The following is a 26,463-nucleotide window of genomic DNA, read 5'->3' on the forward strand; positions in this document are numbered from 1 at the left end:
GCAGCGGTTCGATTTCGGCCCAAAGCTCGTCAGGCACGAGCGGCTTAGCCATGGCACAGATCGGAGCTCTCTACCCCTATCTATACCAGTTTTGTTAGGTGCTCTAAGGGCTGGGTTGCCGCTCGCGGCCAGCGGTGGATTGGGCCGAGCGCGGCGCTTGCTGGGACTCATGCTCTTCCCGCTGCTTGTAGTCCCGATAGACCGAATAATTGCCCGGGTAGGAGCGGATCCGGCCGCCCTCACCCACCTCCAGGATGCGGTTCGTCACCCGGTCGAGGAAGTAGCGATCGTGGGAGACCGTGAGGACGCAACCCTCGAAGGCTTGCAGGTAATCTTCCAGCACGCCCAACGTTTTGACATCCAGGTCGTTGGTGGGCTCATCCAACAGCAGCACGTTGGGTGCCCCATCAGGATGCGCAGCAGGAACAACCGCCGCTGCTCGCCGCCCGAGAGCTGGTGCAGCGGCAAGTACTGGTGCCCGGGCGGGAACAAAAAGCGCTCCAGCATCTGCGAGGCACTGATCGTGGTGCCCTCGCCGGTGGTGAGGTACTCGCCTACCTCGCGCAGGTAGTCGATGGGGCGCTGGTTTTGGTCTCGGGCGCGCTGCAAGTGATGCGATTGCTGGTCGAAGTAGCCAATGCGGATGGTGCCGCCCCACTCCACGCGGCCGGCATCCGGTTGCAGGCGGCCGGCCACCACATCCAGCAGCGTAGTCTTACCGGCCCCATTGCGCCCGACAATGCCGGTGCGCTCGCCCGGGCTGACGGTGTAGCTAAAGTCGCGCACGATGGCGCGATTGCCCCAAGCCTTGGAGACTTGCTGCAGCTCGATGGCTTTTTTACCCAGGCGGCGGCTGGGGGCCGAGATGGCTACCTGCCCCTCAGCTGGCTTGAAATCAATCGCCTGCAGCTCGCGCGCCCGCTGGACGCGAGCCTTCTGCTTAGTGCCGCGTGCTTTGGGATCGCGCCGCAGCCAGGCGAGTTCCCGGCGCAGGATGGCTTGGTGCTTTTGCTGCGCGCGCGCAGCCGCCTGCTCCAGCTCGGCTTTTTGGGCGAGGTAGTGGGCGTAGTTGCCCTCATAGACGCGCAAATCGCCGCCCTCGAGCTCCACATTCCGCTCGGTAACGCCATCCAAAAAGTAGCGATTGTGGGTCACCAGCACCACCGCGCCGCGAAAGGCTTGCAGGTAGCCCTGCAGCCAGTCGATGGCCCGGACGTCGAGGTGGTTGGTGGGCTCATCCAGCAGCAGCACCTCCGGTTCGGTGAGCAAGGCGGCCGCCAGGGCCACGCGCTTGCGCTCGCCGCCCGAGAGATCCCGAATGGGCGTATTGAGGACGCCCAGGCCCAACTGGGTCAGTACGATGCGCGCGTGGGTTTCTAGATTCCAGGCATTGCAGGCATCCATGCGCTCGGTGACCCGCGCTAGCTGGCCCAACAGCCGCTCGTCCTCGGGGGCTTGCGCCAACTGCGCCGAGAGGGTTTCGTACTCGCACACCAAGCGGGCGCGCTCGCAGCTATCGGCCAGGACTTGCTCTAGGACCGTCCGGTCCTCGGCCAGCGCTGGCTGCTGCGGCAAGTACGCCACCCGGACGTTGCCGCTGACCTGAAAGCGACCGCTATCAACGGTTTCCCAACCGGCCAGGATCTGCAGTAGGGTCGATTTGCCCGAGCCGTTGGTACTGATCGCGCCTACTTTGTCCGTGGCGCCAATGCTGAGGGTGGCATCGCGCAGGATGGGTTTGATGCCAAATTCTTTCCAAACGCCTTGGAGGGTAAAAACGGCCATGGCGCTCGGTTGGGGGGGTGCCGGTAGCTAGGCAGAGCGCTACTCGAGGCAGGCCAGCACAGCATCGCCCATGGCCTGGCAGCCCAGCTGCCGCATGCCGGGCGCCATAATGTCACCGGTGCGATCGCCGCGCTCGAGGACGCGCCTTACGGCCTGCTCGATGTGATCGGCGGCTTGGGGCTGACCCAGGCCGTAACGCAACATCATGGCAGCGCTGAGGACTTGCGCCAGCGGGTTGGCGGCATCCTGGCCGGCAATGTCGGGCGCGGAGCCGTGGACAGGCTCGAACACCCCTGGCTGGGCGGCTCCTATGCTAGCAGAGGGCAACATGCCGATGCTGCCGGTCAGCATGGCAGCCGCATCGGAGAGGATGTCGCCAAACAGGTTGCCGGTGACGATAGTGTCGAACTGGGTGGGATCGCGCACTAGCTGCATGGCGGCGTTGTCCACATAGAGGTGCGCGAGTTGGACGTCCGGGTATTCGGCCGCCAGCGCCTCGAGGCGCTGGCGCCAAAACTGCGAGACCTCGAGCACGTTGGCTTTATCCACCGAATGGAGCTTGCCGCTGCGCTTGCGCGCTGTTTCGAAGGCGACCCGCGCGATGCGCTCGATCTCGCTGCTGGTGTAGGCCATGGTGTTGACGCCGCGGCGCTCGCCCCCCTCGGCCTCGAAGATGCCTTTAGGCTGGGCAAAGTAAACGCCACCGGTGAGCTCGCGCACGACCATGATGTCGGCACCTTCCACCACCGAGCGCTTGAGCGTCGAGGCATCGGCCAGCTGCGGAAAGACGGTTGCCGGGCGCAGGTTGGCAAACAGCGATAGGCCCGAGCGCAGCGCTAGCAAGCCGGTTTCGGGCCGTTGCTCGCGCGGCAGCTCGTCCCATTGCGGACCGCCGATGGCCGCTAGCAGGACGGCGTCGCTATCGCGGCACTGCGCGAGGGTGGCCTGGGGCAGTGGCTCGCCGGTCTCGTCGATGGCCGCCCCGCCCATCAGCGCCGTTTGGAACTCAAAGCGCAGATCGCACTGCGAGCCCACAGCCTGCAAAACGCGCACGGCCACATCCATGATTTCGGGGCCGATGCCATCGCCGGGGAGCAAGGTAATGCGGTAGGGCTGGCGCATGGGAGCGGTTATTTGCTGGCTGCCGCACCCACCCTAGCCCGGTTGGCACTCCCAGCGGACAGTGCGCTCGCGGCAGGCTACCGTACCCCTAACGGTTGCTGGAGGATGCCATGGCCGGCGAGCGCTCCCAGCTTGCTCCGGATGCCGCCCAGCGCGAGGCGGGCGCCGTGATCGCCACCTACGGGCTCACCAAACGCTTCGAGCGCCAAGTGGCGGTCAACGATGTAGATTTGCAGGTTGCCCCCGGCAAAATCTACGGCCTGATTGGCCCCAATGGGGCGGGCAAAACCACGCTGCTGCGCCTGCTGGCTGCGGTCGAGGCCCCCACGCGCGGCGAAATTTACCTGCACGGCGAGCGCCTCTCGCGCGGTGCCGACAGCGCCCACCTGCGGCGCCGCCTGGGCTACCTCCCGGACGACTTTCCGGTTTATGACGACCTGAGCGTGTGGGACTATCTGGACTACTTTGCGCGCCTGTACCGGTTGCGCCAATCCCAACGCCGCCGCCGCCTGCAAGAAGTGCTGGAGCTCGTACAGCTAACGCCCAAGCGCAAAAGCGCGGTTGCCACCCTCTCGCGCGGCATGAAGCAGCGCCTGAGCCTGGCGCGCACCCTGGTTCCCGAGCCCACCGTGCTGCTACTGGATGAGCCCACCTCGCAGCTCGATCCGGCCTCGCGCCAGACCGTCTGGGACGCCATCCGGACCTTGCAGGAGGCCGGCATGACGACCATCATTGCCTCGCACGGGCTGGGCGATTTGGAAGCGCTCTGCACCTCGGTGGGAATCCTAGAGCTGGGCCATCTGGTCGAGAGCGCCCCACTACCGGTGCTGCATCGGCGCTGGGGCAGCCCCGGCGTTGTGATTTCAGTCTCGGACGGTTGGGACAACCTGCAACAGGCGCTGGCCGGTACTGCTGCCGTCAAGCGGTGGGAGCCCCTAACCCAGCAAGGCAACAGCGGCCGGATCTGGCTCCAGTTCGAAGGCGACGTGCGCGATCGCGCCGAGCTGCTGCGATCGCTAGTCCAAGCGGGCGTTGCCGTGACCGAATTTCGCCCCCATGGCCCCACCTTGGAGCAGATCTTCCAGCACCTGGACCACCAACAGGCCGATTAGCGCTTCGGCCCGATTCGGGTTAACGTTGGGACGCAGCCTGATGCTGCCAGCCGATCGGTTTGGATGAGGAGTGGGCAACCCATGGGACGCACGCTGCTGAGCCGCTTGGGCGAGCTCAACCCGCAACTGTTCCGCGAGCTCAAGGGGCGGCTGACCCCGGCTAAATTGAGCGTTGCGGCGGCCATTTCGCTAGGCGGCCAATTGCTGCTGTACGCGTTTTTGCAGGCGCGCCTGAGCGTAGATTCTTTCTGCGCGACTAGCTCGCCAGCGCTGCGTTACCGCGATGCTGATATTGGCGGGCGCGCCGGCCAAACGGCCAGCGAATCCGCCATTAATTGGCCGCTTTGGTGGCTGGATGCATTCGTTGCGCTAAGCGCGATCGGCATGGGCGCGCTGCTGGTCGTGAGCACCTACATGCTCGTTGCCGATCTGGCGCGGGAGGAGCGCCGCGGCACCCTGGCGTTCGTTCGCCACAGCCCGCAATCGGCAACCACCGTGCTGGTGGGCAAGTTGCTGGGCGTTCCCGTGCTGCTTTATGTAGCAGTCCTTTTGGCCTTGCCGCTGCATTTGGGCGCGGGTATGGCCGCCCAACTGCCGCTGGGGCCGATTTTCGGGTTTTATGTTGCCTTGGCAGCCAGTTGCGCCTTTTTCTATAGCGCTGCCCTGTTGTGGGGCCTGGTGGGCGCGCGCTGGGGACACCTCCCCATCTGGCTGGGGAGCGGTGCCGTCTTGCTGTATTGGGGCACTGCAACCGCCAACCTCTTAGACCTGGACGCTGCCTCTGTTTTCCCGCTCGTCACTGCCACCCCACTCGATTGGTTGCAGCTGTTTTACCCCGGCTTTGCCCTCCCCTATGCCGTTAGCGAAGCGCCGCACTCGCTGGAGACCATCGGCTATCTCAACATCAAGGATTGGGCGCAGCTGCAGTGGTTCGGCCAGCTGTTCTGGCAAGCGCCAGCCCGCGGGATTGGCTTCATGCTGGCCAACTACGCCATCGGAACGGTGGCAATTTGGAGCGCGCTCAAGCGCCGCTTTGACACCCCCGAACGGCCGCTTGCGAGCAAGCCCCAGAGTTATGGCATCGTGGGTGCTTTTACGTTGGGCGCTTTGGGCTTTGCCGTCCAAATGCCCGGCCTCGAGTACCGCCCAGTGGCAAGTTTCGCCATGCTGTTCGGGCTGGAGTTGCTGCTGTTTCTGGGCCTCATTGCCGCGCTTACTCCCCACCGCCCCACTTTGCAGGCGTGGCTGCGCGCGCGCGCGAGCCGCACCCGGCGGCCGCTAGCTGTCGCTCTGCTGTGGGACGATGGCAGTCCGGCTGTGGGGGCGATCGCGCTCGGCTTGGCGATTGCGTCGGCGGCAATTGGGGGGTCGGCGCTGCTGTTGCCGCTGGAGGGCAGTCGCCCGGTGGTGCTGGTGGGCTGGTTTGTCACCGCCGGCACGATTTTGCTAGCCGCCACCTTGGTGCAGGGGCTGCTACTGCTGCGGACCCGGCAACGCAGCCGTTGGGCAACGGGCGCGATTGCGGCGCTGGTGGTGCTGCCGGTTGCGAGCCGAGTGGTGGGCGGACCAACTGCGCTGGCGCTACTGCTGTTTCCAATGCCTGCGATCGGAGCTGCGCCAACCATAACCGTTTTTTGGACCATCCTGGGGCAGTGGACGGCCATCGTGCTGTTGAATCTGGGAACGGTGCAGCAGCTAAAGCGCGCCGAGCGCTCGGAGTTTGCGGCCTTGCAAGCCGAGCGTAACGCCGCCTAGCCGCTACTTTTTCTTTTGCCGCTCCTTCAGCGTTTTTTCAAGCAACTGCGGCAGTTGCGAGGGTTGCTTGGCAACGGTGACCTGGGCGCGCTCCAGGGCAGCAACTTTCTGCTTGGCGGTGCTGGTTTCGGGAAGCGGCACCGACAGGCGGGCTGCCACAATCGCGGTGGCCTCGCCCGAGCGGCGATTGATTTTGACGCGCGCCCCTGGCACGTAGGCAAACACCGGTTTGGTCAGCTCGGCAGCGACGGCGGCGGCCGCTTCTTCATCGCCCGAGCCCGGCTGGCCCACCAGCACGATGGCTTTGGTGTCCGGATCCTGCTCCAGCACCGACAGCCAGTGCCGAAAGCTCGAGCCGTAGAGTGCATCCGTGCCCAAATTGAGCGCCAGCGATTGCCCCAAACTAGCCTGGCTCAGCTGGCGGGCGACCTCATTCGTTAGGCCGTTGGAGCGGCTTATGATGCCCACCGAGCCGGCCTGGTAGAACTGCGGGTCGCTGGTGCCCAACAGCGCCGAGTTGGGGCGGATGGTGCCGGCACTACCAGGGCCCAGCAGCAGCGTCTGGGTGGCTTCGGCCTTGCGAAACAACCGCACTAGATCCAGCGGCGGCACGCCGCCCGTCACCAGGACAATCTGGCGGATGCCGGCCGTGATCGCCTCTAGGGCCGCATCCAGGACCCAGTAGGGGTGGGCAAACACCAACGAGGTTTCGATGGGACCGACAGCCTCGATCGCCTGGGCGACCAGATCGAATACCGGAATTTCGGCTTGTTCCCCGCCGCCCCAACCGGGCTGGGTACCGGCCACAACGGGCGTACCGTAGGCCTGCATCTGAGCTGCATAGTGCGCGCCCAGCGGCTCGTTGATGCCCTGAATCAGCACCCGGGATTGCGGATCGAACGGTTGCGCACTCATCGCGATTTGGCCAGCGACGCTGCTTGCCGGATGGCTTCCTCCCCATCCGCCATCCAGTGCACGGGCAACTCGGCCAAACGCTCTTGGAACGGCCCCAGATCGCCGCCCACCAAGCGGATGACGTACTGGCAGTGCTCCGAGCTTGCCTCGGCATCCGCTGGGACTTGGAGCAGGTTGGCGATTGCCTCGCCTGCGGCCTCGCTCGCGGCTGGCCCGCAGGTGAGATTGACCAGAATGACCTCGACTTGAGGCGTTGCTGCTAGCTGCATCAGCGTCTGCTCCAGCTGCCGGATGGCAGCCGTCTCGGGCGGGAGGTTGCCGGGCACGCGATCGCCGACCAGCAAGCAGCAGGCCAACTTGCCCCGATGCAGGGCCAGCAAATCCCACGTCGCCAGGGCCAAGCCCCAATCGTTGGCGATCGCGCCGATATTGGCCCGAGCGCCGTCGCTCCAATCGAGATCGCGCGGCGGGGGTGGCTCGCCCTCGGCCGGAACGGCATCTGCCGCCTGCACCTGCTGCGGGGCTGCCAGCGAGCGCAAATCCGCGTGGCGGGCAATGGCGCTATCGTTGGCTTTTACCTTGCCATCCAGGGCCATGACTTCGCTGTCGGGGCCGATCCCCAGCGGGTTGATCTCGACGCTATTGAGATCTTTGTCCACCAGCAGCTGGTACATCTTTTCGATCACCGTGCTGATGGCCTGGATGCGATCGCCACTCAAGCCCATGCGGATGGCGAGGTGGCGCGCGTAAAACGGCGAAAAATCGTCATCGACCACCACGCTCTGCAGCTGCTCCACCACTGACTCGGGCCCCATGCCGCCCTGGACCGATCCCAACAGCACCAGACACTGGCGCTGGTAATCCAGCACCACCGCTAGCAAGAACTCTTGCTCGGCGTCGTAGCGGGCCTCGGCCAGCAGCACCTGGGGATACTCGCCCAAAATGGGCAAGTTAAAAATACTGCGCGCCGCGGCGATGGCATCGATGGTGTTTTCGACAAAGCGCACGCCACCGACCTGCCCGCGCCCGCCGGCGTGGACCTGCGACTTAAGGACCACCGGGTAGGGGATTTGCAGTCGCTTGAGGCTGCGGGGATCGTCGATGCGTTGCGAGGGCAGCACCGGGATACCCACTTCCCCAAATAGCTCCTTAGCTTGGTACTCCAGTAAATCCATGGGGAAGCGAGCGCTGGCAGGGGTTAGCGCGGGTCGATGAGCTGGGCGTTGCGGTTGAAAAACTGGCGGTAGACACCCTCAGCTACCAGCAGCGTAGCAACCGCACTGGCCGCCGCTTGCATTACCAATACTAACCCTTGATAGGCGGCGGCATTGAGCGGATCGATGCCGCCCAGTAGCTGGCCGGCCAGCAGGCCGGGCAGCGTTGCCAGCCCCACCACGCTCATTTGATTGAGCGCGGGTAGCATGCCCGCACGGACTGCTGCCTGGCGGTAGGGGGTGGCAGCTTGCCGCGGCGTTGCCCCCAAGCTCAGGTGCGTCTCAATGGCGGAGCGGCTGCGGCTCAGGGTGTCCACCAGGCGCTCGCCGGCAACAGTGGCGCTGCTGGCGGCATTGCCCACGGTCATGCCCGCCAATGGGATGAGGTACTGGGGTTCGTGCCAGCTGGGCGGTTGCCCGATCGCGACCAAGACGTAGCCGAGCGTCAGCGTGCTGCTGGCTAACAACGCGCCCCAGTTTAGGGGCAACAAACGCGGCAGCCGGCGCGAGATGCGATTGCGGGCGGCTAGCGCCGCAACGGTTATCATAACCGCCAGGGCGAGGGCGACCGCCCAGGGAGCATCCAATACAAAGACCGCGCCCAAGGCGTAGCCCAGCGCCGCCAACTGCAGGCAAGCGCGGCCGGTCGCCAGCACGATTTGCCCCTCCAGCTCCAGGCGCTGCCAGCTCGAGAGGGCCAAAGCCCCGCCCATGGGGACCAGGGCCAGTGCCAAATCGAGGGGCTCTAGGGTCAGCCAATCGGCCATCCGCCCGTTGCTCCGCTTCCACCGCAGCCAATCCTGTCATGACAACCGCCATCAACGCGACCGCCGTTCCGCTTGTGGACCTGCAGCGGCAGCACGCGCAGCTGGGCAATGCGCTGGAGGAAGCGGTTGCCGAGGTGTTGCACGCCGGTCGCTATGTCGGCGGCGAGGCCGTGGCGGGCTTTGAGCGCCAGCTGGCTGCCGAGCTGGGGGTCGCCGAGTGCGCTAGCTGCAACTCTGGCACGGATGCCCTCTATCTGGCGCTGCGCGCCTTGGGCATTGGCAGCGGGGACGAGGTCATCACCACACCGTTTACGTTTATTGCCACCGCCGAGGCGATCGCGGCTGCCGGCGCCACCCCCGTTTTTGTCGATATTGAGCCTGGCAGCTTCAACCTGGACCTCTCGCAGTTGGAAGCGGCGATTGGGCCGCGCACGCGCGTCGTGTTGCCCGTGCACTTGTTCGGCCAGCCCGTCAATATGACCCGGCTGCTGGCGATCGCGCGCGCGCACAGGCTCTACACCATCGAGGATTGCGCCCAAGCAGCAGGCGCGCAGTGGCAGGGGTACCCTGTCGGCAGCCTGGGGGATGTGGGCTGCTTTAGCTTTTTCCCCACCAAGAACTTGGGGGCCTGCGGCGATGGGGGCGCGATCACCACCAACGATCCGGCCCTGGCCGCGCGGTTCCGTCAGCTCGCCGACCACGGGCGCGAGCAAGGCTACTACCACACGCTGACTGGCACTAACAGTCGCCTGGATACCCTCCAGGCGGCCATCTTGCAGGTTAAGTTGCCCTACCTAGCGCGCTGGAACCAGCAGCGTCGCGAGCTGGCGGCCGGCTATCAGCGCGCGCTGCGCTCGCGCTCCGAGCTGGGATTGCCGCGCGAGCCAGCTGGCGGCCGCAGCGTCTGGAACCAGTACACCGTGCGCGTCCCCGGCAGCGATCGCCGCGATCGCCTGCGCCAGGCTTTGCACGAGCGTGGCATTGGCACTGCCGTTTACTATCCGCTGCCGCTGCACCGCCAGCCCGCCTACGCCCATTTGGGCTATCGGCCCGGGCAGCTGCCCGCAGCCGAGCGCGCGGCGCGCGAGGTGCTGTCGCTACCGTTGTTTCCCGGCCTGACGGCCCAAGAGCAGCAGCACGTCGCTGCTTGCCTGCACGCCAGCTGGCAGGCGCTGGCTGCTTAGGGCTCGCGCGCTTGCAAGTGGGGCGCGCTGCAGCCGGTTAGGGCTTCGGCCACATCGCGCACTGCCGCCACCATGGCGACTTCGCTATCGAGTTGGTTGATGGCCGAGCCTATTCCAACGCCCGAGGCGCCAGCCGCGATCGCCATGGGCGCTGTAACGCGCGACAGCCCTGAGGCGCACAAAACCGGCACTGAGACTGCCTGCGCGATGGTGTAGGTAGCAGCCAGCGTGGGCGCCGCTTTTTCGATCAAGCCCGTGGTGCCGCTGCGCTCGGGGGTGCTGCTGGTGCCGCCCTCGGTTTGGATTAGATCGGCGCCCTGGGCGACCAGTTGCTCGGCCAGTTGGGCTTGCTCGTCTAGCGCCAGGATGTGGGGCACCGTCACCGAGAGGGTGGCCTCGGGCAGGCGCTCGCGGGTCTGGCGCGTTAGGGCCAAAACGTCATCGGCCTCAAAGCGGTAGCCCTGGGCGTAGAAGCTGTCAAAATTGCCGATCTCGATGGCATCGGCCCCGGCCTCGACGGCGCGCTCGAGCGCTGCTGCTTCAACGGCTGAGGCGCAAACGGGCAAGTTGGTGAGCTTGCGCGCTAGCGCTACCAGATTGGGATCGGCTGCAATATCGACAAAGGTGGCACCGCCTGCTGCGGCCGCTTGCACCACAGCCCCCACGCGATTGGCGTCGCGGTTGCTCAGGCCGCTAATGACTTTGAAGGCGCGCCGTTGCGCTAACGCTTGCTGCAGTTGCGAATGCATCATCGTGTCGCTCGCTTCAACCGACCTCGGCCCCAATTCTAGCCATCGCGGGCCGCGATATTGCCCTCGGCCCCGTCCGAGTTCGAGTGGCTCGGGGCCGCTCGCTTGCGGGCGCGAACTTGCTGCCACAGCGACTCCACCTCCGCTTGCAAATGGAGCAGCTTGGCGTGCTGCTCGGCTTTGTAGATCGACTTTTCGATCTTGCGCAAGCGCGCATTGTGGTTGAACTCTGCCGGCAGCTTGGGCAGCGACGGCCACCGGTCAAACGGGACAGGCGATCGCGGTGACATCGGGCAGCAGTTCGTTCGGACTTAGTTCCCCCATTGTACCGAGGGGGCCGGCCGGCGCTATTGCTGCGTCGGTTCTTTGGACGGTTGCTCGCTGTTGGCCGTGGCGCCCGTGGGGGACTCAGCCTCGCCGGTCGCTGCCAAGGTTTTGCTCAGCCGCAGCCCGTACATGTAGACGCGCAGGTCCTCGCCCACTTTGCCCGCTAGCAAAAAGCAACCCAGCAGGTTGGGCACCGACATCCCCAGCAGCATCATGTCGCTAAAGTCCAGCACGGCGCCCAGATTGACCACCGACCCGATGAAAACAAACACCACGAACACGACTTTGAACGCCAAGGTGCTGCCATCGCCGAACAGATAGATCCAGGCTTGCTCGCCGTAATAGCTCCAGGAGATGATGTTGGAGAAGGCAAACAGCAGCACGGCGCCTGCCAGCGCTACCGGCAACCAGCCCGCCACCGTGCCGAAAGCAGCGGCCGTGAGCTCGACGCCATCGGCCTGGGCGGCAGCGCTGCCCTGATACACCCCCGTCACCACAATCGAGAGCGCCGTGAGGTTGCAGATGATGATGGTGTCTACTAGCGGCTCCAGCGAGGCCACCATGCCTTCCCGCACGGGTTCTTTGTTGCGCGTGGCCGAGTGAGCGATCGCCGCCGAGCCGATGCCGGCCCCGTTGGAAAAGGCAGCCCGCCGGATGCCTTGCACCAGCACCCCGACAAAGCCCCCCTGCACGGCCTCGGGCGAGACAGACTGCTCGAGCATGATGGCGAGCGCCTCCGGCACGATTGCGGCGTGGTCGATCAAAATCCAGATGCAGCCGCCGACGTAGCCCAGTACCACCACCGGCACCAAGCGGCTGGTCACGGCCCCAATGCGGCTGATGCCGCCAACGATCACCACCCCCACCAGAAAGGCAATGGCAAAGCCATAGAGCCAGCTGCGCTCGGCCAGATAGGGCACGACATTGGCCAGGGCCGCGTAGGATTGGTTGGCCTGGAACATGTTGCCTGCCCCCAGCGAAGCCGCCACGCACAGCAGGGCAAACAGCACGGCCAAGCTTTTGCCCAGCGTGGGCCAGCCCAGCTCGGCAATGCCGTTGGCGAGGTAGTACATGGGCCCGCCTGCGACCGTGCCGTCCGAGCGCACCAGGCGGTACTTTTGAGCCAAGGTGCACTCGACGAACTTGCTCGACATGCCCAAAAAGCCGGCCAGGATCATCCAAATGACGGCGCCGGGGCCGCCGAGCTGAATGGCGATCGCCGAGCCGGCAATGCTGCCCAGCCCCACCGTGGCCGAGAGTGCAGTCGAGGCCGCCTGGAACGGCGAGACCTCGCCTTCCCCCGGACCGCCACCGCTGGTGTCTTCCTTGCCAAACAGCACCTTGAGCGCGTGCCGGAAGCCGCGCAGGTTAATAAAGCCGGTGCGCAGAGTGAAATAGATCCCGCCCAGCAGCAGCCACAGTACGATCAGCGGGACGCCGGCCACCTCAAAGAAAAAAACCGTTTCGATCGCAGCGACCGCCTGGGAGAAGAAGCTGTCGAGGCGCTCAATGGCGCTCAGCGAGCTCTCCCGGTCCAGATAGGGCGGTAATTGAAAGCCATCTGCCTCAGCGGCTCCGACCGGCAGCGGCTGCAACTGGCCTGGCAGCCAGACGCCGCTCTCGCTCAAGCGTCCGGCTAGCGGGGCGAGTGGCAAGGGCAGGCTCGCGCCGAAGGGCATAGCCACCGTTGGCACGCACGTCAAAGGGCGGTTGCCGCTGCCGTGGCAGGCCAACCTGTTGTTAAGTATATGGCATAACTTCACCCGGGCAGGGTCGCGCCGGGGAACAGCCTCCTTGGGGCGCTAGCCCCCGGAGTCGGGGCTGCCGTTGACGAGCGCCTCCCCGCGCGCTAGCAGTCGAGCCGTCAGGCAGTCGCAGTCAGCGGCGGTGAGCCGGATGCCTTCCCAGTCGCGATCGGCGGTGGAGGCGCTGAGGTTGGCGGCGCCAATGGTGCTGCCAGCATGCTGCCGGTGCAAGCTCAGCGCTGGCCCGCCGCCTGCGAGCAAATCGCGGTTCACTAGAGGGCTAAACATGGCCACCTCGGGCAGCGCGGGCAACGCCAGCCAGCTATCCAGGGCGCTCAGCAGCTTGGGGCCGACCAACTGCGGCATCATGTTGCCTTGGTGGCGGCGGACCACGCGCTGGCAGGCATGGATGTAGAAGGCAAGGAAGGGGTTGTCGCGGGCGAAGGCGCAGACAGCGTTGTGAACTTGGCGGTAGGCGCGCAGTTGCTGCCGCTGGCGCTGGATCCAGACTTCGCGGCCAAAGGCGTACCCTTGCGGCGTCTCCATGGCTAACCGCGCCGGGGCAAAGACCAAAACGTCGGCATCGAGCCAGATGGCGCGCTCGTAGCCTGCTTGCAAGCATTCCTGGGCTAGCAACAGCCGCGCCAAATCAGTGGCAACCACGGGCCGCTCGCGGGTCTTTTGCCGGTACCAATCGGGCAGGCGCTCGAATAGCGCATCGCCGATAAAGCAGTAGGCCCACCCTTGGCGCTCGGTCCAGTCCCGAACGCTGGCCAGGCAGGTGGCAATCCAGGCCGGCACATCGTGATCGCGATAGCTCTGGCAGACGATGGTGGTCATGGCCGCACTGTCGGCTCCGCGCGATCGCCGGCTCGAGGTCAATCGGATTGCGCTCGGGTTGGGGGAATTGAGGCTCGGTCAGTCCTAGTACGTTCGCTCGAGGGCCTTGCGCCTTTTGTGTCGTTTGTGCTTTTCGACTTCGTGGTGCACTTTTCGTTCGGCTTGATGATAGTGCTTGGCTTTGTGCAGGCGGTAATAGTGAGTAATGCCACCCAGCAAAAACAGGATGCTGCCAGCAATGTACTCCCACCCCACGTAGGCAAACAAGACCCAGTTGTCTTCTAGGTTTAGCGCCTCCGATAAGTAAGGCAGCGATGCAACTAAAAACAGAATCGAGCCTAGCGCAAACGCAATAGCAGTCACATTTAGCAGTTGCAGCCGAACGATCGACTCTTCCTTGATGATCTGGATGGCGTTCAAAAAAGCCCCAAACAGGAAAAACAGGCTGCCGACTGTAAAGCACCATCCCCCGGCCACAATCCAATCGATTTGCGATAGAAATAACAGGCTGCCGACGGTAAAAAGCACGGTTCCGCCCACGTAAATACCGGCGATCACGAGCTCCAGCCAACTCCAGATTTTGGAGCCCTTTCCGGACCTAACGTAGGCCGAGGATTCCAATAAGTCGTAGCCGGTCACGAGCAAATAGACCAGCGAGCCGATAAAGAATATCCATGCCCCTAAATCAGATAGGGCTTCGTATTGGGGCAGGAAAAAGATGCTGCCCAGAATAAAGGTCGAGCCGCCGACAATGTAGAGGATGGCACTCGTCCGTTCCCAATTTAAGCGGCCTGCACCTAACCTGGCCGGAAACAGGCGCTGGCGGGGTCGGTTGGTAAATAGGCGTGGCATAGGGCGCGCTAGGCCATGACGCTCTCGCTCACTATACTAGTGCAATTTGCCTCATACCAATTCTCGTGGCTTGTGCACTAGATTGCGATCTCCAAAACTCCTTCAATATAGGAGTTATGAACTTTGGTCAGCGTGCATCTGCTGCTCAAATTCTGCTCAGCCGGCGCGCTCAACGGCTGCTGCAGGGCGGTGTAGGCTGCAATGCCATCGCCGTCGGCGCTCCGCTCGGTTGGGGGGCCCTAGCTGTGGCCGTAGCCGCGGTAGTCGTAGGCCGGCACGGCAAAGCCAGACTGCTGCAGGGCAGTCAGTTCGGCAGTGCAGAAAGCGAACGGAACGTAAGCGATCACCAGCACCACACCAACCAGGATGCGGCAACCAGGATCGGGGGTCCCACAAAACTAACAAGCTTTTAAAGCAAGTCAGCTACTCAGAAAGGGGACTCAGAAACGCTTCCAGCCGGTACAAGATTAGCACTCTGCGTTACCTCCATACTCTGGTTTCGTAGTTAATTCTATACGCGTTAGTAATATTTTTCCATAGCTGCTGATAGAGAGGATTTTTAGCTTTTGTTTTCTTAGGTTGCAACAATTTAACTCCAGATTTCAGCTCGAACTCATCATAAAAAGGTCTATGATTGATTATGTCCTCAACGACCGAATTAAGCCGCTTTTCGCCAATACCATTGACGTTGCCAAGCTTTGCCTCTAATGTCCTTTGCGGTTCCAAGTTAACTAATAGCTCAGTATCAGGAACAACTTGTTGAAATATGCGCTCGGCTCGATCCTGCTGCCTCTCTAGAGTCTGCTCGATCGACTCGAGCTTTCTCTGGATCGGTGTCAAATCAACGCTGCTGCCGTTTCCATCCGAGGCTTGCAAGATTTGCGCTTTTTCGATCTGATTCGCTACCCCTTCATCCTCATCCACCTGAATGCAGTAGGCAACTTTTTGATCGGCTCGCTTGGTAGCCTCTAATATTACTGGACTACCAATTAATTGGTAGTTATGTCTGCCCAGCTCGCGCACGTAGACTGGTACCCAGTTTCGTCCCTTTTCTCGAATGCTAAGGGCAAGCTCGTTGGCTAGTGAGGCTTCTTGCTCAGTAATCTCTCGATTGTAGCTTATGTTTTTGGTTGCTGTTTTTATAAGCTCCCCAATATTTGCTTTTCCCATAATATTGCCTCATTTGCTCGAGTCAACAAAAATCGAATTAGCCAGGCTTAGAAAGTTTTTAGTGGCTTTGTTATTAGGTGACTTAAAAACGACTGGTTTCTGGGCATCTATTGATTTAACTGTCTCTGCATATCGCCCCATAACCCAATCTCGCCACTCTATATCAAATTCCTCCAATTGTTCTCGCACTCTTTTGACGGAATTCTCGCCAGTTTCGCCTTGGAAAAGGCAATTGACGATGCACCCGTAAACCATCGGTGGTTCGCTAGTCTCATCTTCTTCTTGAAACTCTTCCGATGTAAGATAGCGAGTTCGAAGATCTTTGACGGCCTCTACGGCAAACTTTGAATCATCGATCACTGGAATCAAAATATCTGAAGCATGAGCGGCCATCTTGCCAAACGGTATCCACGATGGGGAGGCATCAATAAAGATGTAGTCGTAATGGCCGCAGGCTTCTTCTAGTAGGTCCTGTAGCGCTGTCATCTGCGCCGTACCCTCAGGTCCCCTGCGTTCAACTGATTTGATCGATTCATCTCCGGGTATGACATAGAGTTTATAAATTTGGCTGGAGCCAAATAGCGCCTGTCCTGGCAACCGCGAACGTCTGACCTCAAACGATTGCTCCCGGATAAGATGGTCAGGTCGAACTTCCCCAACACCGGTGGCAGCGTCATCGAGCGCTTCTTGCATTGTGACAGGCGGAGTATAGTCCCACATCTGGGGGAAGCCTGTTAGCGTGTTTAGATCGCCTTGCAGGTCGAAGTTGACCAAAAGAACCTTGGCATCTTGCTCCTGGGCCAACGCTGCCCCTAAGTTAGCTGTCATGGTCGTTTTACCAACGCCTCCCTTTTTGGCCCAAAACATGGCAGTTAGCGCTCGCCTGGGAGACTCAAGGCGAGCGCGTATCTCGCTCAAGATTTGCTCAATGTTGCTAGCAGATAAATTATAAAGCGGCGTTCTCAGAACGGAAATGGCGCCGTGCCGCTGCCATAGCTGCAGTTGCAGTCCATTAGTGGCGAGACCAAACTGGGCCGAAGACACCGCCATTTGCTCTCGAACTTCTTGAATGGCTTGGCCGATCAAGTTTTTATTGACCGACTTGTGCTCGACCACCAGTATGGGGTGCGAGAAACTATCTGATTTGCGATAGCATGCATAGTCGGGGATAATATTTTTCTTTTTGCTGTTATTGCGATTGCGAAATCCTTTGGATTTTGAGACTTCAGTCTTCTTGAAGCCCAATCCCTCATACAGAAGCGCTGACGTGAATAGTTTGTCTAGATCGGCTTCCGATGTTCCGACAGGGATTTCGTCAAATATAGCCTGCCAATCCACCATAGTTGCTATTGGACTGCAAACGGTTGCACCCTAACGGCTCGAGCGCAAAAGTGGCATCCCATTGAAAGTCGCTAGCGCGGTAGCCAACTGATTGCCCGGATTTGCAAAGCAAGTTTAACTTTTTTGAACGGCTTGTTACGCTCTTTTGCAACTGCAGTCGCAGCTCCTCAAAATCCCACTACTGCGGCCGTTGAGGCGTGTTAGCATGCGCGGCTAGCCGCAAACGTTGTGGAGGAGGGGAACCGTGGCGCTAAGGGTTGCCGTTGTGGGAGGCGGACCGGCGGGTGCCTCCGCAGCCGAGACACTGGCTGAGGCCGGCATTGAGACCTATCTTATCGAGCGCAAGCTCGACCACGCCAAGCCCTGCGGTGGGGCATTTCCGCTCTGCATGGTGGACGAGTTCGATCTGCCGCCCGAAATTATCGATCGGCGGGTGCGCAAGATGAAAATGATCTCGCCCTCCAATACCGAGGTGGACATCCAGCTGGAGCGGGATAACGAGTACATCGCCATGTGCCGCCGCGAGGTGCTGGATGGCTTCATGCGTGATCGCGCCGCCGAAAAGGGCGCCCAGGTCATCAACGGCACGGTGCAAAAAATCGAGCTACCCCAAAGCCGGCGCGAGCCCCACGCCATCCACTACGCCGACCATAGCGACGGCAGCGCGGTGGGTCAGTCGCAGACGCTGCACGCCGATGTTGTCATTGGAGCCGATGGCGCCAACTCCCGCGTGGCCAAGGCCATCAATGCCGGCGACTACAACTACGCCATCGCCTTTCAGGAGCGCGTGCGCCTCACCGACGAGCAAATGGCGCACTATGAAGACCGGGCCGAGATGTACGTCGGCGATGATGTCTCGCCCGATTTCTACGCCTGGGTCTTTCCCAAATACGACCACGTGGGCATTGGCACCGGCACCATGAAGGCCAACAAGGCCAACATCAAAAAGCTGCAAGCCGGCATCCGCGAGCGCTGCGCCCACCGCACCTCGGGGGGTGAGGTCATCAAGATTGAAGCCCATCCCATCCCCGAGCACCCACGGCCGCGGCGCGCGCTGGGGCGCGTGGCCCTAGTGGGCGATGCCGCCGGTACTGTGACCAAATCCTCGGGCGAGGGCATTTACTTTGCGGCCAAATCGGCCCGCATGTGCGCCGAGACCATCGTCGAGCGCTCGCAAAACGGGCGCTATGTCCCCACCGAAGACGATCTCAAGCTCTACCTCCAGCGCTGGGACCAAAAGTACGGCATGACCTACCGGGTCATGGACCTCCTGCAGCGGGTATTCTACCGCTCCGACGCCACGCGCGAGGCCTTTGTCGAGATGTGCGCTGACAAAGACGTGCAGAAAATGACCTTCGATAGCTACCTCTACAAGACCGTGGCGCCGGCCAACCCGCTGACGCAGATGAAGGTCACCGCCAAGACCCTGGGCAGCCTCATGCGGGGGAACGCGCTAGCCCCCTAGGCTGCCAACCGTTCGGGAAACGGTCGGCGTTCCCAGGCGCGGGAAGCGTCTGGGGACTTTGCTGATGGCGCGTCCGATAGTGCTAGGTTGGCGATCGCCGCAAACGCGCGCACGCGCCATGGCAGACCGCATCCTCGTGGGCTTATCGGGCGGGGTCGATAGTTCGGTAACCGCCGCCACGTTGCAGCAGCAAGGCTACGACGTCACCGGCGTCTCGCTCTGGTTGATGCAGGGTGGGGGCCAGTGCTGCTCGGAAGGCATTGTGGATGCCGCCGCCATCTGCGAGCAGCTGGGCATTGCCCACCACGTGGTCGATACGCGCGAGCTGTTTCGCGAGCATGTCATCGACCCGCTCGTGAGCGGCTACAGCACCGGCATCACGCCGCTGCCCTGCGCCCAGTGCAACCGCTCGGTCAAATTCGGCCCCATGCTGCGCTATGCGCGCGAGGTGCTGGGCATCGAGCGCATCGCCACCGGGCATTACGCCCGCATCCGCTACGACGCCGGGCGTGATCGCTACCAACTGCTGCGCGCAGTGGACCAGCACAAAGATCAGTCCTACTTTCTGTACGGCCTGCCGCAAGAGCAGCTAGCCGCCATTGCGTTCCCGCTGGGGGAGCAAACTAAAGGCCAAACGCGCCAAATCGCGGCCCAGCTAGGGCTCAGAACGGCCGATAAGCCCGACAGCCAGGATTTGTGCGTTGCCGACAGTTACGGCTCGATGCAGGAATTTCTGGATGAGTACATTGCCCCGGTTGAGGGCGACATTGTCGATACCGCGGGCAACGTCCTGGGCAAGCACCAAGGCGTGCACCACTTCACCATCGGCCAGCGGCGCGGGTTAGGCATTGCGGCTGGCGAGCGCCTCTACGTCACGGCCCTGGATGCGAGCGCCAACCAGGTCGTCGTTGGCAACCGCCAGCACGCCACCAGCACTGAATGCACAGCCAGCGGTTTCAACTGGATCTCAATGCCCGAACCGAGCGCGCCGCTGCGAGCGCAAGTGCAGGTGCGCTCGCGCATGGCACCAGCGCCGGTCACGGCCGTGCCGTTAGGGGAAGGCCGGATGCGGCTGCTGTTTGACGAGCCCGAGTTCAGCATTACGCCGGGGCAAGCAGCCGTCCTCTACGACGGCGATTGCCTGCTGGGCGGGGGCACCATCGAGCGCTCGCCGCCATCGGCAGGCGGGTAGTTGGCAATCAGCAGCTCGTTGATGGCCCCGCGGCGGTCGGGCTTGCTGTTGATGGCGCGCGTCGCCGCGACGCGCTCGATCCAGTAGCCCCGATAAGCCGCATCGAAAAACGCATCGTCGGGGTCGGCGTTGCGCGGATCGGCATTGCTCAGCAGCAGCTTGGCCCCCTTGGCATCTAGGCGGGCGAACCAATCGCGCAGCCGCAGCTGTTCGGCATCGTCGAAGGCGGCCGGGGCATAGGCATTGAAGCGGGCGGTTTTGCCGATGGGGCGGTAGGGCGGGTCGAGATAGACCAGCGTCTGCCCGTCAATGGCAGGTTCGCAGTGGGTAAAGTCGCCCCACCCGATCCGCGCGCGCTGCAGCAGTTGGGCAACGGCCCGCAGGTTGGCCGCATCGCAGATGCGGGGGCGGGCGTAGCGCCCGAAGGGGACGTTGAACTCGCCGCGAGCGTTGACGCGAAAGAGGCCGTTAAAGCAGGTGCGGTTGAGAAAGATCAGCTGCGCGGCGCGCTCGATGCGATCAGCGCTGGTGGGCGAGGCGCGGTTAAAAGCGGCGCGCACTTGGTAAAAATAGGTCCGGCGCTCGGGCTCGGCGAGGCGCTCGTAGTGTGCCTGAATCTGGGCGAGGCGCTCGATAAGCGGCTCGACAGCCTCCCGGACGGCCGTGTAGGCCAGCGCTAGCTCGGCGCTGCGATCGGCGAGGAAAAACTCGGCAACAGGATAGTGCTGGGCGACGTGCAAAAAAACGGCCCCGCTGCCCACAAACGGCTCGACGTAGCGCGCGATCGCGCCGTTGGCGAGCTCGGCCGGCAAGCGCCGGTCAATGTAGGCCAGCAACTGGCCCTTACCGCCCGCCCACTTCAAAAAGGGCTTGGCTGACTGGTAGGTTGGCATCTCGAATGGGGGGGAGTGCAGGTCAGCAGGCCATTCGAGCTAGCGTTATTTACAGTAACGATCGCAGTATCGCTGCCACACCACTATGGATGCTTCTGCCGCCACCACGCTGGACGAACGGCAAGCCCCCACCCCAGTCCCGCCGCCCGAGCAGCGGCCCTTTCCGTTTGAGGTCCCTACGCCAGCGGATGAAGCGGCCATCCGCAAGCAGCTCGGTGATCGCGGCATGCCGGGCAAAATCGGGGTCGCGCGGCGCTGCTGCTGGGGCTATCCCCAAGCAGTCGTCAACGCACCACTGTTGGTGGGGCCGCGGCTCTCGGTGGCCTCAACCCTGACCCGATTGACCTGCCCGCTGCTGGTGGCAGCCGTTAACGAGCTGGAGCACGAGAAGCAAATCGAGCGCTACGACGAGCGCGTGCGCCGCGATCCCAAGCTGTGGCGCGAGCTGGAGGCCACGCACCGCTCGGCAGCCCGCGATCGCGTTGCCCTGCTGCCGGCCGAGTGGCGGCAGCGCCTGGAGCGCGATCCCCAACTGGCGCACTTTCGCTGGGTGCTCTACGAAACCGGCCTCTCCGGCATCTCCCGCACCGACCACATCAAGTGCCTGCACGCCCACCTGGCCGACTACCTGGGCCGCACCGATAACCCCATCGGCCGCAAGGTGGCCGCAACGCTGCGCGCGCGCGGCATCCCACTGGAAGGGACGCGCGAGTGCTGGCGCTACTGCACCCCCGCCGAGGGCGTCTAATCGCGGCCCGCCGGATCGAGCATGAGCTCCAAATGGGCCTGAGCGTCCGCCAGCGCCTCACCGGGCTCGGCCTGGCCCAGCAGCGAGGCTTCGATCGCGCGCCCAAAATGCTTGGAGATGCGCGCGTAGCCAGCGCGAATGGGCCGCGATCGCGCCCAGCCCATTTGCTGCAGAAAAATGTTCAGAACCGGGTTCTCGCGAACCACCTCGCGGTAAGCCTCGCTCTGCCGGGCAGTGGTAGTAACGGGCAAATAGCCCGTCTCGCGGGCCCACTCGATTTGAAATTCATCGCTAAGGACAAATTCTAAAAAGCGCAGGGCCGCTCGCTCGCGCTCGGGGGTGCTTTGGAAAGCAAACAGGTTCTCGCCCCCCACTACAGCTGCCTGCTGTTGGCGAGCCGGAAAGGGGAAAGCATCGTAATCAACATCGCTCTGGCGCAACTGCCGCAGTGTCCACGGCCCGGTTACCTGCATGGCGGCCCGGCCGGTGAGGAAACCTTCCAACAAAAAGCCCCGGTTGGGCGGCGAGAGGGTCGCCCAGTCCTGCGCCACCAAATCGACCCCGAACTGCAGGGCCTCGGCAGTTCCCGGGTCGACCAGTTGCGGCTCGCCGTCGGCATCCACCAGCTCGCCGCCCGCTGCGTAGACAAACGGCAACCAGGCAAACACGGTCCACTCGTTTTGGCCCAGCGACAGCAACAGGCCGTACTGCTCTGGGGTACCATCGCCGTCGCGATCGCGGGTGAGCCGGCGGGCCACCTGGCGCAGCTCCGCCCAGGTTTGGGGTGGCTGCTCGATCCCGGCCTGCTCGAACAAGCTGGGGCGATAGAAAATCGCCGCATTGTTGGTGCCCAACGGCACAGACCAGCTGCGGCCGTCCAGTTGCATGGACTCCAGCAGGGCAGGCTCGATGCGCTCGCGCAGCCCAGTCCGCGCTAGCCACTCGTCCAGAGGCCGAATGGCCCCGAGCGCCACCAGCTGCCCCGTGATTTGCGGCGCGAACCACAGCAAATCGGGGGTAGCCTCGCCCACAATGGCAGTCAGGATTTTGGGCAGCTGGTCGCTGGGCTGGCCCAGATAGCGCGGCTCAACGCGGAGGTCGGGCTGCCGCCGGTTGAAGCGCTCGACCAACCGCTCGAACACTTCGCGATTGGCCGGCGGGTTGATGCCGTGCCACAGCCGCAGCGCGAGCTCGCCCTCGCGAGGGGCGCGGCTGTCGCTGCAACTACCCAGCACCAGCATCAGGCTCGCAAGGGCGGCTAGCAGCAAGGGCTGCCAGCGCAGGGGGCGGGCTGGCATGGCTATTGCGGCGCCCGTTCGCGTTGCTGCAGGTACTGGCGCACGCCCTGACTGACTTGTTCTAGGTTGTTGGCAATCTTTTGGCCCAGCAGGTCTTCCACAATGCGGGCGATGCGCCTGGCCAAAAACGGCGGGACGCCCTGGAGCTGCTTGGCATCGATGATAAACGCGCCCCGCGTCTCGATCCGGGTGGCGCCCCCGGCCTCCAAAAAGCGGTTGCAACCGGCACAATGCACAGCCTGGGTAAAGGCGTGGGTCTCAATGTGCCAATCGAGGGCCCAATCGTCGCTGCGCCAGGTGTCGTACTCGGTCCAGGCCAGCATGGCCTCGCTCAGAAACGCCTTGGCGACCCCCGGGATGTCGCCGCCGCCGTGCCACTCGCTGACGCAGTCAACGCGGCTGCCGGTTTGCTGGCGGGATTTGAGGTAAAAAGCGCGCATATCGGACAGGTAGGGGACGATCTGGGCGAACCGGTCCCGAAACGTGGTGTAGACCCGCTCGCGCGGGAACGGGATGCGCGTATCGGCAGCGATCTTCATGGCGAGCTGGTAGTGCGTTCGGTCAGTTGGCGGAACCAAGCTTCAAAGCGATCACCGAGCGCCTCGCGCGAGTACTCGGCCTCGGCCTGCTGGCGGCAGGCGCGGCGATCAAGGTGCCCGAGCGCCTGGATGCCCTCGACGAGGCCGGCCACGCGATCGGGCTCGACCAGATACCCCGTCCGGCCGTGCCGCACGATCTCGCTGGGACCGCCGCGCCAGTAGGCAATGACGGGGACGCCGCAGGCCAGGGCTTCGATGGCAACGTTGCCAAAGGCCTCCAGCCAGCGCGGGGTGACCAGCAGCCCCTGGCAGCGGCGCAGTTGCGCCTGCAGGGCCTCGGTGGCCAAAAAGCCTCGGTACTCAAAGGGCGCATCCGGATACTGCCGGCAAACGCCCTGCCAGTAGGCTTCATCCTGAATCTTGCCCCAGATGCGCAGCGGCATGCCCGCCTGCTGGGCGGCTGCGATCGCGTCCTCCAGGCCTTTTTCGGGGGCGATGCGCCCCACCCACCCCAGGGCGGCATCCGGCTGGGCGCAGAAGCGGTATTGGGCCAGATCGATGCCGCTGCCCAGGCACCGGCAGTGCGCGGCAAAGGGGAACGTGGCGGCTTGGCTGGCCGTGTAAACGCCCACCGTTCCGGGAAAGCGCTCGGCCACCTGGGCGGCTACGGGATCGAGCGCGTTCTGCATCGAGCCCATGCTGAGAAAGTGGGCAATGGAGCGCTGGAAAAACGGGGTGAGATAAAACGGCAGCCAGTCAAAGGCAAAGTTGACCAGCAGATCGCACGCCGGTTGCAGCGCGCGCGCCTGGGCCCACATGTTGCCCAGAACCGGGTTGGCGGGCATGCAGATGGCTGCGCCGCCATCGCGGGACTGGGCAGCGCTTTGCAGGTTGCCGCCCACTTCGCGCACCGGGATGCCGGCCAGCGCGGACCCGGCTGGTGCCACCACCTCCACTTGGTGGCCGCGGCGCAGCATCTCGGCGGCAACGTCGCGGACGGTGAGCTCCACGCCGCCGCCATCGCCCGTTCCCAGCACGCCCACTGGCGTCGAGAGCAGCTCCAGCTTGAGAGAATCCGGCACGGCAGGGGCGATTGAGACCGCTTCGGGCATTGTAGGGCCAAGGCCCTGGTGCGATACGCTGGGTAGGTTCGAGCCCCAGCCCAATGGGGCCGCTTAGTTCGCGCATCGCAATCCCCCATGATATGGCCGTTTCGCTCCAGACCCGCCAAGCAAATCGCGCGCTTGGAGATCTCGGGCGCGATCGCGGGCGGGATGCGCCAGCGCGCGCTCAAAGCCCTCAAAACGGTTGAGGAGAAAGGCTTTCCAGCGTTGCTGCTGCGCATCGACTCGCCGGGCGGGACAGTGGCCGACTCGCAGGAGATCTTCAACGCGCTCAAGCGCTTGCAGGACAAAACGGCGATTGTGGCGAGCTTTGGTAACGTCTCGGCCTCAGGGGGGGTCTATGTGGGGATGGGGGCGCCCCACGTGGTGGCCAACGCCGGCACGATTACCGGCAGCATCGGCGTCATCCTGCGCGGCAACAACCTGGAGGGGTTGCTGGATAAGGTGGGCGTCTCGTTCAAGGTGGTCAAATCGGGCCCCTACAAGGACATTCTGGCCTTCGATCGCGAGCTCACCCCCGAAGAGACCGACATCCTGCAGTCGCTGATTGACACCAGCTACCAGCAGTTTGTCGATACGGTTGCCGAAGCCCGCCATCTGGCGGCCGAGACGGTCAAAACCTTTGCCGACGGCCGCATTTTTACTGGCCAGCAGGCCCAGGCGCTGGGCGTGGTCGATCGCCTGGGCAGCGAAGAAGACGCCCGCCGTTGGGCGGCCGAGCTGGCCGGCCTCGACCCGGAGAAAGCAAGCTGCGTCTCGGTCGAGGAGAAAAAATCCCCGCTGGCGCGGTTGCTGCCTGGTCGCGAGGAACAGCGAGCAGCGGGGCAAGCCGCGGTGGATTGGCTAGAATTCGAGCTAGCTACCAGCGGCCAGCCGCTATGGCTGTACCGCCCCTAACCGCTGCCGGGATCGCGAGGCGAACGGAAGCTGATGGCAGGGGTAGCGAGAGTGCAAGCGATCCGCGGGGCAACCACTGCCGCCGACAACACGGCCGAGGCCATTCGCGAAGCCGTCGCGGAGTTGCTCGACGACCTCGAGCGGCGCAATCCGCTTATCCCGGACGAAACCATCAGTGCGGTGTTTACCGTCACCAGCGATCTGGATGCCGTCTTTCCGGCCGCGATCGCGCGCCAGCGCCACCATTGGGAGAGCGTCGCGCTGCTGGATGTCCAACAGATGCGCGTCGAAGGCAGTCTGGCACGCTGCATCCGCGTGCTCATCCACGTCAACGCGCCCTCGCCCCATTGCGGGATTGCCCACTCCTACCTACGCCAGGCCCAGCACCTGCGCCCGGATCGCAGCCTGTCGCCGCCCCCGGGCACTGCAGCGGCGCCCCCCGATCCGAGCTGAGCGCTCGCTCGCTGACCGGCGCATCCGCGCGCTGGCCGCGGCGAATGCCAATAAAAATATCGTAGACGAAACTGCGGAAGTCGCGGCCGGCAAGCAGGCCCAGCGTTTGCGGGCTGCCTTGCGCCTCCAGCAGCAGCTGCGCGTGGCGGTAGGCCTGCTGGTACTTGTACCAGGGGATGGAGGGCCACAGGTGGTGGATGAGGTGATAGTTCTGGCCCAGGATGAGCAGGTTGAGCAGGGTACTGGGATAGACCCGCGCATTTTTCCAGCGCTGGCGGTGCTGAAAGGGGCGATGGGGCAGATAGTCAAAAAACAGGCCCAGCGCCCAGCCCACCACGAGCGAGGCGCAAAACCAGTAGTTGAGCAAGTACTCGACAAATCCGTAGTTCCAGGCCAGCGCGACCAGTGCCGCTAGCGCCGCGCGGCTCGCAACCCACTCCAGCAACTCGTAGTGCTGCCAAAGCCGGCGCCGGAAAAAAAAGACTTCGTGGTAGAAAAAACGCACCGGCACCAGCAGCAGCGGTCCGCCGGTGGAGACAAAGTGATCGGGATCGTTTTCGGGATCGTTGACGTGGGCGTGGTGCTGGCGGTGAACGCGCGTAAACACCGGAAAGACAAAGCCCAGCATCAGGGCGCTGCCGTGGCCCATAATGGTGTTGATGGCGTGATTGCGATGGGCGGCGCGGTGCGAGGCGTCGTGGATTACCGTTCCGGCCAGGTGGAGCGCCAGCACGTTGCCGCCAAAGCAGACCCAGCCGGACCAATCCCACAGCCAGTAGCCGCAGCTGGTGAGCGCCAGCAGCGAAACGGCGGCGACAAACATGGCAACGGTGGGATTGAAGCCCCCAGGCGATTTGAGCAACGATTTGGGCACCGTCAGCTCCGACATGGTTGGCGGTTGTTCCTTATCCAGCCCAACTGCTCATCCTACCCATGCTTGCAGACGTTTGGCATGGGTAAAAGCTGCTCTGGGGCC

At 63.4% G+C, this 26,463-nt stretch carries 24 protein-coding genes and 1 pseudogene; 8 read left to right on the top strand and 17 right to left on the bottom strand.

What is annotated here, in order from left to right:
* Window positions 1-103: 103 nt before the first annotated feature.
* Together BRC58_08425 and leuB are read right to left on the bottom strand one after the other, a co-directional pair.
* Window positions 104-1,785: pseudogene (locus BRC58_08425) on the bottom strand (multidrug ABC transporter ATP-binding protein).
* A 39-nt stretch (window positions 1,786-1,824) separates the two neighbouring features.
* A complete protein-coding gene (leuB, locus tag BRC58_08430) occupies window positions 1,825-2,907 on the bottom strand; it encodes a 3-isopropylmalate dehydrogenase (protein ID PSP16627.1) in 1,083 nt (360 codons plus the stop codon).
* A gap of 110 nt (window positions 2,908-3,017) precedes the next feature.
* Here leuB and BRC58_08435 point away from each other — a divergent pair, with 110 nt between their 5' ends.
* Together BRC58_08435 and BRC58_08440 are read left to right on the top strand one after the other, a co-directional pair.
* Window positions 3,018-4,019, top strand: coding sequence for an ABC transporter ATP-binding protein (locus tag BRC58_08435; protein ID PSP16665.1), 1,002 nt, complete (start codon window positions 3,018-3,020; stop codon window positions 4,017-4,019).
* A gap of 81 nt (window positions 4,020-4,100) precedes the next feature.
* Entirely contained in the window at window positions 4,101-5,774 is a 1,674-nt protein-coding gene (locus BRC58_08440; GenBank protein PSP16628.1) for a hypothetical protein, read from the top strand.
* Between the two features lie 3 nt (window positions 5,775-5,777).
* Here BRC58_08440 and BRC58_08445 read toward each other — a convergent pair whose 3' ends face one another.
* The 3 genes from BRC58_08445 to BRC58_08455 are packed head-to-tail and all read right to left on the bottom strand — an operon-like array spanning window position 5,778 to window position 8,670.
* Window positions 5,778-6,689, bottom strand: coding sequence for a CoA-binding protein (locus BRC58_08445; protein ID PSP16629.1), 912 nt, complete (start codon window positions 6,687-6,689; stop codon window positions 5,778-5,780).
* Window positions 6,686-7,864 (bottom strand): ATPase, encoded by a 1,179-nt coding sequence (locus BRC58_08450; protein ID PSP16630.1) that lies wholly within the window; start codon window positions 7,862-7,864, stop codon window positions 6,686-6,688. Before BRC58_08450 ends, BRC58_08445 begins: the two co-directional genes overlap by 4 nt.
* Window positions 7,865-7,887: 23 nt before the next feature.
* Window positions 7,888-8,670, bottom strand: coding sequence for an iron export ABC transporter permease subunit FetB (locus BRC58_08455; GenBank protein PSP16631.1), 783 nt, complete (start codon window positions 8,668-8,670; stop codon window positions 7,888-7,890).
* 38 nt (window positions 8,671-8,708) lie between these two features.
* Here BRC58_08455 and BRC58_08460 point away from each other — a divergent pair, with 38 nt between their 5' ends.
* Window positions 8,709-9,854 carry a Cys/Met metabolism pyridoxal-phosphate-dependent enzyme gene (locus tag BRC58_08460; protein ID PSP16632.1) on the top strand — a complete coding sequence of 382 codons (1,146 nt, stop codon included), beginning with the start codon at window positions 8,709-8,711 and terminating at the stop codon, window positions 9,852-9,854.
* On the opposite strand, the gene BRC58_08465 is transcribed toward BRC58_08460, so the two are convergent.
* The 7 genes from BRC58_08465 to BRC58_08495 form a co-directional block, all read right to left on the bottom strand.
* Window positions 9,851-10,603, bottom strand: a complete 753-nt coding sequence (locus BRC58_08465) for a DUF561 domain-containing protein (protein PSP16666.1) — start codon at window positions 10,601-10,603, stop codon at window positions 9,851-9,853. The two genes, BRC58_08460 and BRC58_08465, sit on opposite strands and share 4 nt — an antisense overlap.
* Window positions 10,604-10,641: 38 nt before the next feature.
* Window positions 10,642-10,893 carry a hypothetical protein gene (locus tag BRC58_08470; protein PSP16633.1) on the bottom strand — a complete coding sequence of 84 codons (252 nt, stop codon included), beginning with the start codon at window positions 10,891-10,893 and terminating at the stop codon, window positions 10,642-10,644.
* Between the two features lie 57 nt (window positions 10,894-10,950).
* Window positions 10,951-12,609: an alanine glycine permease gene (locus BRC58_08475; GenBank protein ID PSP16634.1), complete on the bottom strand. Its 1,659-nt coding sequence runs from the start codon at window positions 12,607-12,609 to the stop codon at window positions 10,951-10,953.
* A gap of 123 nt (window positions 12,610-12,732) precedes the next feature.
* Complete coding sequence (locus BRC58_08480; GenBank protein ID PSP16635.1) at window positions 12,733-13,515, bottom strand: hypothetical protein; 783 nt, start codon at window positions 13,513-13,515, stop codon at window positions 12,733-12,735.
* An 84-nt stretch (window positions 13,516-13,599) separates the two neighbouring features.
* Window positions 13,600-14,367, bottom strand: coding sequence for a hypothetical protein (locus BRC58_08485; protein PSP16636.1), 768 nt, complete (start codon window positions 14,365-14,367; stop codon window positions 13,600-13,602).
* Window positions 14,368-14,847: 480 nt separating this feature from the next.
* Window positions 14,848-15,207, bottom strand: a complete 360-nt coding sequence (locus BRC58_08490; protein ID PSP16637.1) for a hypothetical protein — start codon at window positions 15,205-15,207, stop codon at window positions 14,848-14,850.
* A 339-nt stretch (window positions 15,208-15,546) separates the two neighbouring features.
* Complete coding sequence (locus BRC58_08495; GenBank protein ID PSP16638.1) at window positions 15,547-16,878, bottom strand: hypothetical protein; 1,332 nt, start codon at window positions 16,876-16,878, stop codon at window positions 15,547-15,549.
* A gap of 244 nt (window positions 16,879-17,122) precedes the next feature.
* Here BRC58_08495 and chlP point away from each other — a divergent pair, with 244 nt between their 5' ends.
* Both chlP and BRC58_08505 read left to right on the top strand, forming a co-directional pair.
* Complete coding sequence (chlP, locus tag BRC58_08500) at window positions 17,123-18,343, top strand: geranylgeranyl reductase (GenBank protein PSP16639.1); 1,221 nt, start codon at window positions 17,123-17,125, stop codon at window positions 18,341-18,343.
* Between the two features lie 118 nt (window positions 18,344-18,461).
* A complete protein-coding gene (locus BRC58_08505) occupies window positions 18,462-19,535 on the top strand; it encodes a tRNA 2-thiouridine(34) synthase MnmA (GenBank protein PSP16640.1) in 1,074 nt (357 codons plus the stop codon).
* Here the strand turns inward: BRC58_08505 and BRC58_08510 are convergent.
* Window positions 19,469-20,428: a modification methylase gene (locus tag BRC58_08510; protein ID PSP16641.1), complete on the bottom strand. Its 960-nt coding sequence runs from the start codon at window positions 20,426-20,428 to the stop codon at window positions 19,469-19,471. The genes BRC58_08505 and BRC58_08510 overlap by 67 nt on opposite strands.
* 85 nt (window positions 20,429-20,513) lie before the next feature.
* Here BRC58_08510 and BRC58_08515 point away from each other — a divergent pair, with 85 nt between their 5' ends.
* Window positions 20,514-21,176: a hypothetical protein gene (locus BRC58_08515; protein ID PSP16642.1), complete on the top strand. Its 663-nt coding sequence runs from the start codon at window positions 20,514-20,516 to the stop codon at window positions 21,174-21,176.
* Here BRC58_08515 and BRC58_08520 read toward each other — a convergent pair.
* From BRC58_08520 to BRC58_08530, 3 genes are read right to left on the bottom strand one after another with little or no spacing between them, the layout of a single operon-like run.
* Window positions 21,173-22,474 carry an ABC transporter substrate-binding protein gene (locus tag BRC58_08520; protein PSP16643.1) on the bottom strand — a complete coding sequence of 434 codons (1,302 nt, stop codon included), beginning with the start codon at window positions 22,472-22,474 and terminating at the stop codon, window positions 21,173-21,175. The genes BRC58_08515 and BRC58_08520 overlap by 4 nt on opposite strands.
* A 2-nt stretch (window positions 22,475-22,476) precedes the next feature.
* Window positions 22,477-23,013, bottom strand: coding sequence for a hypothetical protein (locus tag BRC58_08525; GenBank protein PSP16644.1), 537 nt, complete (start codon window positions 23,011-23,013; stop codon window positions 22,477-22,479).
* On the bottom strand, window positions 23,010-24,125 hold the full coding sequence (locus BRC58_08530; protein ID PSP16645.1) for a UDP-glucose--tetrahydrobiopterin glucosyltransferase: 1,116 nt from the start codon (window positions 24,123-24,125) through the stop codon (window positions 23,010-23,012). Before BRC58_08530 ends, BRC58_08525 begins: the two co-directional genes overlap by 4 nt.
* An 87-nt stretch (window positions 24,126-24,212) precedes the next feature.
* Between BRC58_08530 and sppA the strand changes: the two genes are divergently transcribed.
* Both sppA and aroH read left to right on the top strand, forming a co-directional pair.
* On the top strand, window positions 24,213-25,034 hold the full coding sequence (sppA, locus tag BRC58_08535; GenBank protein ID PSP16646.1) for a signal peptide peptidase SppA: 822 nt from the start codon (window positions 24,213-24,215) through the stop codon (window positions 25,032-25,034).
* A 33-nt stretch (window positions 25,035-25,067) separates the two neighbouring features.
* Window positions 25,068-25,487 (top strand): chorismate mutase, encoded by a 420-nt coding sequence (gene aroH, locus BRC58_08540; protein PSP16647.1) that lies wholly within the window; start codon window positions 25,068-25,070, stop codon window positions 25,485-25,487.
* Here aroH and BRC58_08545 read toward each other — a convergent pair.
* The gene (locus tag BRC58_08545) at window positions 25,363-26,376 is read right to left on the bottom strand and encodes a beta-carotene hydroxylase (protein ID PSP16648.1); all 1,014 of its coding nucleotides are present in this window, start codon (window positions 26,374-26,376) and stop codon (window positions 25,363-25,365) included. The two genes, aroH and BRC58_08545, sit on opposite strands and share 125 nt — an antisense overlap.
* Between the last annotated feature and the right edge of the window lie 87 nt (window positions 26,377-26,463).

The organism is Cyanobacteria bacterium QS_8_64_29, from assembly GCA_003022125.1.
Classification (GTDB): domain Bacteria; phylum Cyanobacteriota; class Cyanobacteriia; order Cyanobacteriales; family Rubidibacteraceae; genus QS-8-64-29.